The 13,395-nt window shown below is 68.9% G+C and carries 15 protein-coding genes; 5 read left to right on the forward strand and 10 right to left on the reverse strand.

Features of this window, described 5'->3' with window-relative positions:
• Positions 1-17: 17 nt before the first annotated feature.
• Positions 18-629 carry a DUF1405 domain-containing protein gene (locus tag IEY26_RS05385; RefSeq protein WP_188976588.1) on the reverse strand — a complete coding sequence of 204 codons (612 nt, stop codon included), beginning with the start codon at positions 627-629 and terminating at the stop codon, positions 18-20.
• A gap of 115 nt (positions 630-744) precedes the next feature.
• On the opposite strand from IEY26_RS05385, the gene IEY26_RS05390 reads away from it, so the two are divergent.
• Complete coding sequence (locus tag IEY26_RS05390) at positions 745-1,263, forward strand: hypothetical protein (protein ID WP_188976590.1); 519 nt, start codon at positions 745-747, stop codon at positions 1,261-1,263.
• A 69-nt stretch (positions 1,264-1,332) separates the two neighbouring features.
• Here IEY26_RS05390 and hflX read toward each other — a convergent pair whose 3' ends face one another.
• Entirely contained in the window at positions 1,333-2,637 is a 1,305-nt protein-coding gene (hflX, locus tag IEY26_RS05395; protein ID WP_188976592.1) for a GTPase HflX, read from the reverse strand.
• Between the two features lie 91 nt (positions 2,638-2,728).
• On the opposite strand from hflX, the gene IEY26_RS05400 reads away from it, so the two are divergent.
• Positions 2,729-3,049, forward strand: a complete 321-nt coding sequence (locus IEY26_RS05400; RefSeq protein ID WP_188976594.1) for an FUN14 domain-containing protein — start codon at positions 2,729-2,731, stop codon at positions 3,047-3,049.
• Between the two features lie 72 nt (positions 3,050-3,121).
• The gene (locus IEY26_RS05405) at positions 3,122-4,279 is read left to right on the forward strand and encodes an outer membrane protein assembly factor BamB family protein (protein WP_188976596.1); all 1,158 of its coding nucleotides are present in this window, start codon (positions 3,122-3,124) and stop codon (positions 4,277-4,279) included.
• Positions 4,280-4,282: 3 nt separating this feature from the next.
• Here IEY26_RS05405 and IEY26_RS05410 read toward each other — a convergent pair whose 3' ends face one another.
• From IEY26_RS05410 to IEY26_RS05440, 7 genes are all read right to left on the reverse strand, one after another.
• Positions 4,283-4,942 (reverse strand): HAD family hydrolase, encoded by a 660-nt coding sequence (locus IEY26_RS05410; protein WP_188976598.1) that lies wholly within the window; start codon positions 4,940-4,942, stop codon positions 4,283-4,285.
• A gap of 378 nt (positions 4,943-5,320) precedes the next feature.
• Positions 5,321-6,046, reverse strand: coding sequence for a ribosome assembly factor SBDS (locus IEY26_RS05415; RefSeq protein ID WP_188976600.1), 726 nt, complete (start codon positions 6,044-6,046; stop codon positions 5,321-5,323).
• Positions 6,047-6,235: 189 nt separating this feature from the next.
• Positions 6,236-6,991 carry an archaeal proteasome endopeptidase complex subunit alpha gene (gene psmA / locus IEY26_RS05420; RefSeq protein WP_188976603.1) on the reverse strand — a complete coding sequence of 252 codons (756 nt, stop codon included), beginning with the start codon at positions 6,989-6,991 and terminating at the stop codon, positions 6,236-6,238.
• A gap of 6 nt (positions 6,992-6,997) precedes the next feature.
• Positions 6,998-7,477: an Rpp14/Pop5 family protein gene (locus IEY26_RS05425; protein WP_188976604.1), complete on the reverse strand. Its 480-nt coding sequence runs from the start codon at positions 7,475-7,477 to the stop codon at positions 6,998-7,000.
• A gap of 171 nt (positions 7,478-7,648) precedes the next feature.
• Positions 7,649-8,353 carry an RNase P subunit p30 family protein gene (locus tag IEY26_RS05430; RefSeq protein ID WP_188976606.1) on the reverse strand — a complete coding sequence of 235 codons (705 nt, stop codon included), beginning with the start codon at positions 8,351-8,353 and terminating at the stop codon, positions 7,649-7,651.
• Between the two features lie 126 nt (positions 8,354-8,479).
• Entirely contained in the window at positions 8,480-9,553 is a 1,074-nt protein-coding gene (locus IEY26_RS05435; protein WP_188976609.1) for a sensor histidine kinase, read from the reverse strand.
• Complete coding sequence (locus tag IEY26_RS05440; protein ID WP_188976611.1) at positions 9,553-11,076, reverse strand: ATPase domain-containing protein; 1,524 nt, start codon at positions 11,074-11,076, stop codon at positions 9,553-9,555. Before IEY26_RS05440 ends, IEY26_RS05435 begins: the two co-directional genes overlap by 1 nt.
• Positions 11,077-11,152: 76 nt before the next feature.
• Here IEY26_RS05440 and IEY26_RS05445 point away from each other — a divergent pair, with 76 nt between their 5' ends.
• Positions 11,153-11,950: an aldo/keto reductase gene (locus IEY26_RS05445; protein WP_188976613.1), complete on the forward strand. Its 798-nt coding sequence runs from the start codon at positions 11,153-11,155 to the stop codon at positions 11,948-11,950.
• Between the two features lie 87 nt (positions 11,951-12,037).
• Positions 12,038-13,027, forward strand: a complete 990-nt coding sequence (locus tag IEY26_RS05450; RefSeq protein WP_188976615.1) for a DUF5784 family protein — start codon at positions 12,038-12,040, stop codon at positions 13,025-13,027.
• Here IEY26_RS05450 and IEY26_RS05455 read toward each other — a convergent pair whose 3' ends face one another.
• Positions 13,028-13,330: an antibiotic biosynthesis monooxygenase gene (locus IEY26_RS05455; RefSeq protein WP_188976617.1), complete on the reverse strand. Its 303-nt coding sequence runs from the start codon at positions 13,328-13,330 to the stop codon at positions 13,028-13,030.
• Between the last annotated feature and the right edge of the window lie 65 nt (positions 13,331-13,395).

Genomic DNA, 13,395 nt, shown 5'->3' on the forward strand with positions numbered 1-13,395 from the left:
TCGGTTCGGGAGTCCAATTACGCCTCGTCGAGGCAGTACCAGGCGAGGGCGACGGAGGCGAACGAGAGGAAGACCGTTACCTCGGGGAGAACCCCCAAACTTTCGACGCGGAGGTGGGGGTAGAGGCCGAAGGCGTAGTCGGCGACGTCGCCGAGGAGGAGCCAGCCGAGGGCGACAGCGAGGATCGGTTTCGAGGTGTTCGCGTAGTAGGGGAGGAGGAAGGCCTCGCCGACCATGACGACGTGGGCGAAGAGGATGCCGAAGTAACTCCAGAGGTCGGGGTAGTAGGAGAAGAAGAAGTAGTTGAGCGTGAAGACCGTCCACATCCCGTACTTGAAGAGGCTGACGAACGCGAGCGTGTCGACGAGGTCGTGGAACCACGAGTTCCGATAGCTCGCGAGCGCGCCCGCGCCGGAGAGCGCGAAGAGGCTGAACGTCATCCACGCGACGGAGAGCGGGCTGTCGGCGATGACCGGCCAGAGGACGACGTTTCGGTTAGCGAGGAGCTGGGAGAGGTAGAAGTTGATGCCGACGAGGATGGCGAGGCAGTTCGCGAGAATCAGGAGCGCGCGAGAGCCCTCCTGTTCTAAGTAGATGTCGGCGACGCGCTGGGGGACGAACGTCCGCATGGCCGGTGGTTCGCGCGGCGCGTTGTAGGTCTTTCCGGACCGCGCTCGCGCGCGTCCCGGTCGGGGCTCCGCGGCCCGCGACATACGTATCCCGCCAGGCGGGCTCTCTTCGCGTATGCAACAGTGGGCTTCCGCGGTCGCTCGACGGCGTCCCGAACTGGCGTTCGGCCTCGCCGGTGGCGCGTTCGCGCTCCTCTTCGTCCTCACCGACGCCGCGCGGGGCCTGCTCGCGGGCGAGCCGGTGACGCCGCCGTCCGGCACTCTCTGGCTGCTCGTCCTCGGCGGGTTCGCCGGCGGAGCGCTCCTCGCCGCGCTCCTCTGGCGGCGACTCGGCGGCGCGCGGTCACGCGGCAGGGGCGTCGTCGTCGGCGCGCTCGTCGGCCTGCTCGCCCTCCCCGTCCCCTTCTACATCCTCGAAGTCGGCGTCCTCCTCGTCTCCGGGAACCCCTTCGGCCCACACCCCGGCGGGCTCACGCCGCTCGTGGTCTTGAGCGACGCCGCCGCCTTCCTGGTCGTGCCGCTGTTCCTCGGCGCGCTCGGACTCATTCCAACTTACGGCGGCACGGTCGTCGTCGGCGCGGCCGTCGGCCTCCTCCTCGCGTGGCGAACACCCGTCACTAACGAGGAGGCGTAACGCGACGGCGAACCCGCGGTGAATCGGCGGAGAACTGAGGGCGGTCGACGGAGACGCCGAGCGAATCGGTCAGGCCTCGGCGAGCGAACTCGCCTTCGCGCGGGTCTTATCGACGATGCTCGGGCGGGCTTCGAAGTCGACGACGACCTCCTCGTCGGTGTAGGAGACGTCGCGGACGTGCGCGTGGTCGTGCACCCAGGAGACGACGCTCATCGTGTCGTCCGTCATCGGGAGGACGAGGCGTTCGCGGCGGCGCTCGGGGAGGCCGTCGTCGATGCGCTCGCGGAGCGCGTCGAGGTTGACGGCCTCCATCCCGGAGACGGCGATGGGGTCGGGGGCGAGCGCGGAGAGCGCCTCCCGCTTCTCTTCGAGCTCCGCGTCGCTCACGGCGTCGACCTTGTTCAGCACCGTGACGATGGGGGCTTCGTTGCGCTCGTAGAGCGTGTCGTGACACGTCACGAGCTTCTCGTGGATGTCCGCGATGTCCTCCGTGGCGTCGACGACGAGGAGCACGAGGTCCGCCTGATAGACGGAGTCCAATGTGGACTTGAAGGACTCGACGAGCCAGTGCGGGAGGTCGGAGATGAACCCGACCGTGTCGGTGAGGAGGATTTCGCGCCGCTCCATCTCCATCCGCCGCGTCGTCGTCCCGAGCGTCGTGAACAAGCGGTCCTCGGACTCCGCGGTCGTGTCGAGGTCTGGGTGGAGGTCCTCGTTCTCGTCGACGTCCATGTCCGCGGCGAGCTGCCGGAGTAGCGTCGATTTCCCGGCGTTCGTGTAGCCCGCGAGCGCGACGAGGTCGAACCCGGACTCGTGGCGGCGCTCGCGGCGCTGTTGCTCCGTCTGCTCGATGTCCGCGAGCTCGTCGCGAATCCGCGAAATCTGGGCCTTGATGTCCTGCTCGCGGCTCTCGTCGTACTCCCCGAGACCCATGAAGCCCGGGCGCTCGTCGCGCTTCGCGAGGCTCGTCTTCGCCTCCGCGCGCGGCAACTCGTACCGGAGCTCCGCCAACTCGACCTGTAGCTGCGCCTTCCGCGTCTGCGCGCGCTGCCCGAAGATATCGAGGATGAGACGGAACCGGTCGATGACCTCCGTCCCCTCCGGGAGCTTCTGCCCGAGGTTGTAGGTCTGATAGGGGCCGAGGCGATTGTCGAAGACGACCGTCTTCGCGCCCGTGTCGGCGACGACGCGCGCGAGCTCCTCGACTTTCCCCTCGCCGAGCTGGAGCGCCGGGTCCGCCTTCCGCGACTGCGTCACGACGCCCGCGACGTCGTAGCCCGCCGCCCGAGCGAGGTCGCGAACCTCGCCCGTATCCGGCTCCCCGGAATCCACTCGCTTCGCCACCACCGCACGCGTGAGACTTTTCCCTGTCACTCGCCCCGGATTACGGCGTCCAGGCACTTAAGCCCAAGCCGGAATTCCGAGTCCCACAAGAGTCATACGCCACCGGAGCTACCTTCCGAGCATGGCCTTCGACATCAACCTCCAGCAACTCGGCCTCCAGGCCGGCACGGGTGCCGTCATCGGCGGCATCATCGGCTTCGCCGCGAAGAAGGTCGCGAAGATCATCGCCGTGCTCGTCGGCATCGAACTCGCCGTCTTCGCCTTCCTCGAATCCCGCGGCATCCTCACCGTCAAATGGGACCGCCTCACCGCCGGCCTCATCGACGCCAGCCAGCAGGCCGCCTCCGGTACCCCGCCCTCCTGGCTCATGAGCATCCTCTCCACCATCTCCGTCTCCGGCGGCTTCAGCCTCGGCTTCCTCGCCGGCTTCAAGAAGGGATAACGCGACTCCCCGACCCTGTATCGACGGACCGACACCCGAAGACCTATTCTGAATCGGACACCATTTGCTGCCGTGACCGACACGGCCGCGACGCGCCGCGGCGCGCTGGCGCTCTTCGGAGGTCTCGCGCTCTCCGGCTGCTCGTCTACAGGCGTCCCGTCGACCCGGACGAGAACGACCGCACCGAACGTCCGCGAGTGCGACACCACCGTCGCGGCGACCGACTGGCCGTCGTTCCAGCGTGACGCCGCGAACACCGGGCGCACGAGCGTCTCCGTCCCCGACAGCGGGCCGACTGCCACCGAGACAGTCGCCGACAGCGGGGTAGAGACCGCGCCGGTCGCCGTCGGCGGCACCCTCGTCGGCGGCACGTCGACCGGAGTAAAAGCTGTCCCCATCGGGAGCCACGGAGCGAACTGGACGGTCGAGACGGACAGCGTTGTGCACGCGGCACCCGCGTTCGGCTGCGGATGCGTCGTTGCGGCGACCACCCGAGCCACGCACGTCCTTGACGCTGAGGACGGTACCGAACGCAGCCAGTTCGACGCGGGAAGCGGTGACGCACCCCCGATCGTCCGGGACGACGTGCTCTACGTCGCCGACGGGCCGACAGCGTACTCGCTCCGCGACGGAACGCGGCGGTGGCGGTCCGACGCCATCGAGGGTGTCGTCTCCGGCGTCGCGGTCGCGGGAAATCGAGTCTTCGTGACGACCGCTTCAAACGCGAACGGCGACGTCGTCGCGCTCGACGTCGCGGACGGCGGTGAACGCTGGCGGTACACCGACATCGGTGCTGTCCAGACCGTCCCCGCCGTCGCCGACACCGTCGTCTACGTCACCGAGGCGACGGGGACGCTCCATGCCATCGACGCCGAGACGGGCGAGCGGCGGTGGACGCGGCTCGTCGACGGATCCTTCCCGCCGGCACCGACCGTCGGGAGTGAACGCGTCTACGTCTCCGGTGGGAACGCGACCGGCACCCACGCCTTCACAACCGACGGAGAGCGAGCCTGGACTCGCGACCTCGGGAAGTCGTGGACACCGTCCGTCCGCGCGGCCGATGCACTTCTCGTCCCGACCGCGAACGAGGGTGTGTACGCGCTCGACCCGGTGAGTGGAGACACAATCTGGCGCGACGGTCGAGAGGGCGCAGAGAGTGGCGTCGCAGTCACCGACGCGGGCGTCTCCATCACGAACTCGGCCGGCGCGGTGGTTCGACTCGCCTTCTGACGGCTACTCGATCAGACGCCGGAGGTCGTGGAGCGTGTCGAGTTCGTGCGTCGGGTCGACACCGAGGACGACGTCGGCGTTGTGGTCGCGGCGGACGAACGCCGAGTCGAGACCGGCGGCGTGCGCAGCGCGCACGTCGCTCTCGCGGTCGCCGACGTAGAGCGCGCTCGACGGGTCGAGGTCCGCGAGCGCGCGGTCGAGATAGTGCGTGTTCGGCTTCTTCCGGTCGAGCGCGTCGACCGTCTTCTCCCGACCGTAGTAGGTGTCGACGGTGTCGTGCAGGCCGAACCGGTCGAGGACGTACTCGACGGTCGAATGGTGGTTGTTACTCACCACTCCCGTCGGAACCGAAAGCGAGCGAACGGCCGCGAGGTCCGCGTAGGCGTCCCGCTCGCCCGCCTCGAAATCCGCGAACTGGGACTGCTGGTCGCGGCGCTCGCGCGCCGCCCAGAACACCGCCGGGTCGAGGTCGTAGCCCGCACAGAGCTCGCGGAGCTCCGCGCTCGACACCCCGTCCACGACGGCGTCGACGTGCTCGTCACGCGCGTCCTCGACGCCGACCGCCTCGAACGCCGCCCGCGTCGCCCCCGACTGCGACTCGTACCGCGGCGGCGTCACCAACACCCCATCGTTGTCGAAGAGCACCGCATCGTAGCCAGTCACAGTTCAACGCACGGCTTCCACCCAAGGAAACGTTTCGGGCGAACCACGTGCCTCGCGTGTCGCTCCCTACCGGTCGCTCCCGCTCGGATCCTCCGTGGTTCTCCCTCGCTCACTCAGTCGGAGCAAGTGGTTCGAAAGGCGCAACGCGCCTTTCGTCATGCCGAGAGACGCGAAGCGTCTCTCGTAGCACTCCTCCCTGCTCGCGTTCGTTTCACTCACGCGAACTCCGTTCGCTCGGTCCGAACCACGTGCCTCGCGTGTCGCTCCCTACCGGTCGCTCCCGCTCACCCGTTCGGCGGACCTTCGGTCCGCATGGCTCACGGCTATCGCCGTTCGCGTGTCCGGCGGTTCTCGCTCCCTGCGGTCGCTTCGAACCGCCTACCTCGTCGACAGCTCGTCCTTATCCTTGATGACGCGCGTCTCTCCCTCGCCGCTGGTGAGTTCGGCGACGAGGTCGTAAAGCTCGTTCCGCATCCCCGCAGGGAAGGTGAGGACGCCGACCCAGGAGCCGTCGGCCTGCCACTCTTCGCGTTCGAGCTCGCCGAACTGCCGGATCTGCGCCTGCCCGGAGCCCGCGTGCTCGGGCGGGAGGCTCACGGCGACCGTCACCTCCTCGAAACGAATCGGGATGACGGGCCGGAGCGCCTCCAGCGCGTCGTCCACCTGCCCCTCCACCGGCTCCATCGGATCCACGGTGAATCCCGCCTGCTCGAGCGCGGACTCGATGCGTTCCGGCGGATGCGGCGCATCGTCCATCTGCGGATTCACCGCGTTCCGCGCGATGGTGTTGATGAGCTGTTTGCGCTTCTGCTCTTGCATCTCCTGGCGCTGCTCCGCCGTGATCTGAATCTCCCCGCGCGTCACGACTTCGGGGATGATCTCCATCGGGTCGGTCGTCCCGAACACCTCCTCTAAGTCCTCCTCCGCGGGTCGGTCCCCGCGGGACGCGTTCTCGAAGACGTCCCGCGCGGCGATGACGTCCTCCAGTTCGCCGTCGAACTCGCCGCGCTTCATCGCCAGCGCCGCGTCCGGGTCGATGAGCACTTCGAAGCGCTCACCGTGCGACTCCAACCGCGCTGTGACGGCTTCGTCGAGCGAAATCATGGATGCGTAAGCGTTCGCCCGGACCGCCTAAAACCCTTTCCGCGCCACCGGACGCTCGCCGCCTCCACCGACCTCCGAACAACTTGCTGCCACCACCGAACCCGAGAACTCGTCCGAGGGTGATTCGACACTCGGGCGAGAGCGGCGTCGCTACGCGGCGCGAAAAACGGTGAGAATCGGGTGTCGTCGTTACTCCGCGGACTCGTCGGATTCGTCCTTCTGGAGGTCGTGCTCGACGAGGTACTCCTCGATCTCGTCGTTCGTGAGCTCGATGAAGGACTCCGTCTCCGCGTCCACGGTCGCGACGCCGACGCCGCTCGGCGTCAGGCCTTCCTCGTGGACTTCGCCGAGACCGGCGAGCGCGAGCCCGACCGCCTGGTCGAGTTCGAGGTCCTCGGAGTAGTTGTCCTCTAAGAACGCCTGGACGTCGTCGCGGCCGCTGCCGATGGCGAGCGCCTTCCACTCGTTCGGCGTGCCGGACGGGTCCGTCTCGTAGAGGTAGGGCTGGCCGTCGTCGACGCCGCCGATGACGAGCGCGACGCCGAACGGGCGCGCGCCGCCGACCTGCGTGTACTGCTGGATGTGGTCGGTGACGTCCTTCGTCAGCGTCTCCACGGAGATCGGTTCGCCGTAGCGGAGGCGGTTCACCTGACTGTCGCGGCGCGCGAAGTCGATGAGTTGGCGCGCGTCGGCGACGTGCCCGGCGGACGCGATGCCGATGTGGTCGTCCGCTTTGTGGATTTTCTCGACGCTCGTCTCCTCCATGAGCGGCGACCGGATGCGCTTGTCCACGACGAGCACGACGCCGTCCTTCGCGCGAACGCCGATGCTGGCGCTCCCGCGTTTGACGGCTTCACGTGCGTACTCGACCTGGTAGAGCCGGCCGTCCGGGGAGAAGATCGTGATTCCTCGGTCGTATGCCTGCTGTTGGGATTGACCCTGCATAATGTATCACTCTAGGTCAGACGCCGTCGCGCCCACGTGTTGGCCGTCCCCCGCGAGATCGACAACGCCGTCGCGACGAACGGCGCGGTAGGACTGGCCCTGGAACACGACGTCTTCTTCGACTGAACGTTCCGCCGCGCGTCCTAAATACTTTTCTTCCGCAGTCCGCACCGTCCCCGAAATCCCTCGAACGCGGACGCGCACGGGGGTGTCGTCGACGGTGTCGACGCACGCGAGGGCGGCCCGCCCGGACGCCACTTCGTCGCGGCGAACGCGAACGACCGCCTCCCCGCTCCCCCCGTCGGAGTCGAAGGAGAGCAAGCGGAGGTCGGCGTCCGCGGAGCCGGGGTCGCCGAGCAGGTTCCCGGCGGCGTACCAGAGGGCGCGCTGGAAGCCGTGCCGGGAGAGCTCGGCGTCCGGCCGGGTTTCGATGCCGACGGCGAGATACCGCCAGCGCGGCCGGACGTGCTTCGGGAGGTGCTTCACGGTACGCCACGTACGACCGCGCGCCGTTAAGGCGTTCTGTTACACGCGGGATACCCCGGTTCGACGGACGGGGAGGATGCGGGATACCCCGGTTCGACAGACGGGGGAGGACACGAGATTCCCCGGTTCAGTAGACCGGAAGACGGCGAGCGGGCGGGTGTGTTGTGCGCGCTAGTCCCAGTCGTCGGGGTCGTATCTGCCGCGTCGGACGCCGGGGGCGATGTAGTCGTCGTTGAGGCGGTCGCGGTTGCGTTCGGCGAGGACGCCCCATTCGCGGAGGCCGCGGCGGATCTGTTCGCGGCTGAAGCCGATCTCCTCGCCGAGCGCGAGGAGTTCGCGGGGGGCGCGGACGTGGAGGTGTGAGCGGGGGCGGGCGGAGACGACGTAGGGGGTGTCGTACTGCTCGACGAGTTCGCGGAGTTTCCGGAGGCCGCGGAGCGCGCGGATGCGCGGGCCGCCGGTCTTCCGGAGGACGGGGGCGAGGTCGAATTCGACGCGGACGCCGTGCTCGCGGGCGGCTTTCGCGACGACGTGGTTCACGTCGCCGTCGGCCTCCATCGGCGCGCTCAGGACGTCGACTTTCGGTTCTTCGGCGGCGAACCGGTTGAGTTCGGGCGTGCCGCCGCGGAGGATGAGGAGTGTGGTTTCGGGGCGGCGGGAGCCGACCGCGCCGGCGGCGGAGGACGGGTCGGACGCGACGACCTCGACGGCGTCGACCACGTCGAAGTCCTCGGGAGCGTCGGGCGCGCCGACCAGGTCGTCCGCGGACGTGACCGACCGGGCGACCATTCCGTCGTACCCGGCGCGGTCGAGGGTCGCGGCGAACCGCGACACCGTCGCGTCGCCGACGGGATACGGGTAGACGGCCTCGTACATACCTACGAGTGGCGGAGGGCGGCCTAAAACACCCGCGGTTCGACCGGCGCGCGTCAGGCCGAGGCGTCGACGAGAGAGGCGACTCCGATGCCGACGGCGGCGGGTCGCCCGAGGTCGCGTGCGGCGTTACTGGGCCTCCGTGTTCTCGGGCGGGCGTTCGACGCCCCGAATCTCGAAGCGCGCGCCGCCGGCGTCGCCCTCGGTGGCGTCGACGGTCCAGCCGTGGGCGTCCGCGATGGCGGCCACGATGCTCAGCCCGTAGCCGGTGCCGGCGTTCGGGCCGCCGCGCGCGCCCGGCTGGAAGAGGCGGGCGCGGACCTCCTCGGTGAGCCCGGGGCCGTCGTCGGCGACGTAGAACCCCGTGGTCGACGCTCCATCGTGCGAGGTGTCGTCGAGAGCCCCGACGGTGACGGTGACGTCGGAGCCGGCGTGCTGGACGGCGTTCCGGAAGAGGTTCCCGAGGAGTTCGTAGAGGCGGTCGAAGTCGGCGAGGAGCGTGGCGTCGGCGGCGTCGTCGGTGAGCGTCAGCGTGGCGTCGGGGGTGGCGACGTCCGACCACGACGCGCGGACGACGCGGTCCAAGGAGACGGGTTCGAGGTCGCCGACGAGGTCGCCCTGCCGGGCGAGTTCGAGGACGTCCTCGATGAGCGTCAGCATGCGCTCGTGGGCGGCGTCCACTCGCTCGAAGGCGGCGGTATCGTCGGTCTCCCGTGCGGTGTCCAGCCAGCCCATAGCGGCGTTCAGCGGGTTGCGGAGGTCGTGAGCGACGGTGCTGGCGAACTGGTCGAGGCGCGTCGCCTGGTCGGCGAGTTCGGCTTCGCGTTCGCGGAGCGCGACGGTCGCGCGGCGGTGGCGGAGCAGCGTCTCGACGCGCGCGTCGAGTTCGCGGCGGCGCACCGGCGTCCGGATGACGTCCGTGACGAACCGCCAGACGTCGTCGTCGGCGCGCTCGTCGTCCCCGAGGAAGAGGAGGACCGGCGAGAACACGCGCGTCTCCGTCGACCACGCGGCGAGCGCGCTCCGGTGACGCGTCGCGTTCTGCGCGTCGACGAGGACGAGCGCGACGTCGCCCGACACGCTCCCGAAGGTCCGCGGCGACGGCGCTCGGACGTCGTGTCTCGGCCGCAGTCGCTCGGCGAGGAGCTCGCGGTCGCGGGGCCGATCGACGAGGACGAGCAGCGTGTCTGCCGGCGCAGCCATCAGCGCTCCCAGGGCGGCCGGCGGTCGTCGCGCAGCCACGGCGGCTCCCAGTTCGCGTTCGCCCACGGCGGCCGACGCCCCTCGGGGTCTGGGTTCGAGGCGAGTTCGGGCGTGCCCGTGAGGATGCCGCGGAGGTTCGTCAGCGGCTCGCCGACCTTGATGCCGTTCGCCGTGATTTCGAGTTCGCGGAGGAGGCGCTCGTAGCCGCTCGTCCGCTTCTTCAGCACGCCGATGACCTTCCGGAGCTCTCCCTGGAGTTCGACGTGGCGGAGGAAGATGATGTTGTCCGCGATGTAGCTCAGACTGGAGTCGGTCGCGCGGAACTCGCCCGTCACGGACGCGGTTTCGTCGACGAGGACGACGGTGACGCCCATGTTCTTCAGGTATCGACAGAGGGCGTGTAGCCGCCGCATGTGGGATTCTTCGCCGTCGCGAGCCGAGACGCTGTACCCCTTGATGCCGTCGATCATCACGATGCGCGCGTCTTCTTCTTCGACTTCGCGGCGGACCTCCTCGCAGAACTCCTGCGGCGTCGTTTCGAGGGGCTCCATGACTTCGACGGAGAGCGTGCCGCGTTCCCGCATCTCCTTGACGGGAATGTTGACGGCCTCCGAGCGCTCCATAAAGGTCGCCTCGTTCTCCTCGAAGAGGTAGACGACGGAGCGCTCGCCGCGTCCCGCGGCCTCCTTCATGAACTGCGTGCCCGTCGTCGTCTTCCCGACGCCCGTCGGCCCGCTGAGAACGGACGTCGTGCCGCGTTCGAGGCCGCCGTGCAGGAGTTCGTCCATCTCCGGAATCCCCGAGGAGATGGGTTCCGCGACGAACGACTGCCCGTACGCCTCCGGCATGAGCTCCGGGGCGACTTTCAGCCCGTCGTCCGTGATGCGGAAGACGTGGTCGCCGGTGAGAACGCCCGACCCGCGGAACTTCGGCACGCGGACGTACCGCACGTCCCGGTCGCGTTCGAGGAGGATGGTGCCGTCAGTGACGTACTGGAGGGTCTGCCCGCCCGTGTCGTCCGGCTGGCTCGTGAACACGACCGTCGCGCCCTTCGACTCCAAGTAGGTGGCGAGCGACCGAATCTGCTTCCTGAACTGGTACTCGTCCGGCGACAGGAGTTCGAGCTGGGTGACGGGGTCGATGACGATGCGGTCCGGTTCGAGGTCGTCGACGGCGTCGAGGATGCGGTCGGTTATCGACGGCCCCTCGACTTCGTCCGCGGCGAACACCGTGTAGGGCTCCTCGTTCCGCGCTTCCTCCGGGCTCGGACTGAGGTCGAGGAAGTCGACGCCGTCGAGGTCGAGGCCGATCTCCGCGGCGTTCGCCCGGATGGCGTCCGGCGACTCCTCGAAGTTCACGCACAGCGCCGTCTCGCCCCGCTCGACGCCCGCCGCGAGGAACTTCAGGCCGAACACCGTCTTCCCGGTCCCCGGCCCCCCCTCTAGCAGGTAGCGCCGGCCCGGGACGAGACCCCCCTTGAGGATACGGTCGAGCCCCGAAACGCCGGTGCTGATTCGCTCCATACAGTCGCCTTCCGACGCGCAACTAATAACGTTGCCTCCCCGAACGGCTTTGGTTGTCCGTCACAAGGAATCCCGCATGGAGCAGGCGCTGCGGCTCGGCCTCGGGACGTCCGGAAACGACGACGCGGCGGAGTGCGCGGAGACCGTGAAGACCGCGCTCGAACTCGGCTACCGGCACGTCGACACCGCGCAGATGTACGACAACGAGGCGGCCGTCGGCGACGGCGTCGCCCGCGCCGACGTCCCCCGCAAGGACGTCTTCCTCGCGACGAAGATTCACCCCGACAACCTCGCGTACGACGACGTCATCGAGAGCGCCGCGGCGAGCCTCGACCGCCTCGGCGTCGACTCCGTCGACCTCCTCTACGTCCACTGGCCGACGGGCGCGTACGACCCGGAGGAGACGCTCCCGGCGTTCGACGAGCTCTACGCGGACGGGAAGACCCGGCACGTCGGCGTCTCGAACTTCACGACGGACCTCCTCGACGAAGCGCGGGACGTCCTCGACGCGCCCGTGTTCGCGAATCAGGTCGAACTCCACCCCTACCTCCAGCAGCACGCCCTCCGCGCGTACGGCCGCGAGCACAACATTCCGCTCGTCGCGTACGCCCCGCTCGGCCGCCGCGAACTCCTCGACGACCCCATCATCGGGAGCGTCGCCGAGAAACACGCCGTCAGCCCCGCCCGCGTCATCCTCGCCTGGCACCTCTCCCTCGACACCGTCGCCCCCATCCCGAAAGCGACGAGCGACGCGCACCTCCGCGACAACTACGCCGCCCACGACCTCTCCCTCGACGCCGAAGACTACGAGCGCCTCCTCGAACTCGACCGCGGCGAGCGGTTCTTCGACCCCGACGACGCCCCCTGGCGGTAGGACTGGATACCGGCACTGCCCCGTCTGTCGAACCGGGCCATATCGGCACGCGACAGACGTATGTCGCGGGAGCGAATGCTTCTAGGTGTGGCACGACCCCTCCGGTTCCGGCACTCGACCGAATCCTGGTCCGACGGTCGCGTGCGAAGTCAACTCCTCTCCTCGCTCGACAGCAACATCGGCGCGGAGATGTCGACCCCGTGGTTCAAACCCCCCGGAGGATACACTGCGCGCCGATTCGACATGGCGAACGGCGACGTCGCGCTGTTCGCGTGGCGCGACGACGACGCCTACTGGATGGGGAACACGGAGACGCCGAAGGCGCTCTGGCGAACCGAGAAGTACGGCTTCGAGGAGGTTCCGTGGAAGCTCTCCCGGTGGGTGACCCGCGAACTCACGGCACAGCTCCACGAGGAGACGCCGTGGCTCGAACCATATCCTTATGTTTCCTGGTTCTTCCTCCCCGTCTTCCTCTCGAAGGACGGCCGCGAGACGACGCGAAACTTCTTCGACGAGCACGCCGGCGGCTTCCCGGACGCCTCCCGCGACGACGCCCTCGGCTTCTACGAGGACTTCCTCTCCAGCGGGGCGCTCGACGACCACCGCCACGTCATGGCGGGGAAACTCGGGACGAGCGAATACCTCGATCATCAGCGGATGAGCGCCGCGATGGGCGAGTTCAACGCCGCCCGCCTCCTCCACGACGCCGGCTACGACCTCACCCCCGAGATTCCGGTCGACACCGGACACTCCCTCGACTACGCCGTCGAACACGGCGGCCGCGACGTTCTCGTCGAAGTCACGCGCCCGACGCCGCCGTCCCGCCGCCGCGCGAGCACGCCCGTCGCCGCCGTCAAGGAGACCGCGGCGTCGAAAGCGACCGGCCAGCTGAAAGAACACGGCGGCGTCGTCCTCCTCGTCGACTGCTCTTCCTTCTTCGCGGACGACTGGCGGCAGGTCCGCGGCGAGACCCCCGGCGTCCGCCACCGCCCCGCCGCCGTCTACCGCACCCGCCCCGACGGCAGCGTCGACGGCTACACCGTCGGCGACGTCCCACTCGACCTCCCCTTCTCGTAGTCAGAGCTCGCGGACCTCGTAGTGCCGAGCGGTGTCCTCCCAGTCCTTCAGGACCTCGCGTGCGGCGTCGGGGACGTGGGCTTCCGCGTACTGCTCGCCCGCGAAGGATTCGACGGCGGCCCAATCAGGGAAGGTGATGGTGGTGACGAACTCGACGTCGTCGTCGCGGTCGCGGCGGCCGACGCGAAAGCCCGTGATGTCGCTCTCCGCGCGGAAGCGCGGCGCGATTTCGTCGGCGAGGAGTGCTTCGTAGGCGTCGGCGTCTCCGGGTTCCGTCCAGCCGTACCAGATGCGTTCGATCACACGTCGCCGTTCGCGCGTCTCGGGGATAGACGTGGCGTCGGCGCGCGGGCACGCCGGGCGTTCTC

The sequence above is a fragment of the Halocalculus aciditolerans genome (genome assembly GCF_014647475.1).
Taxonomy (GTDB): domain Archaea; phylum Halobacteriota; class Halobacteria; order Halobacteriales; family Halobacteriaceae; genus Halocalculus; species Halocalculus aciditolerans.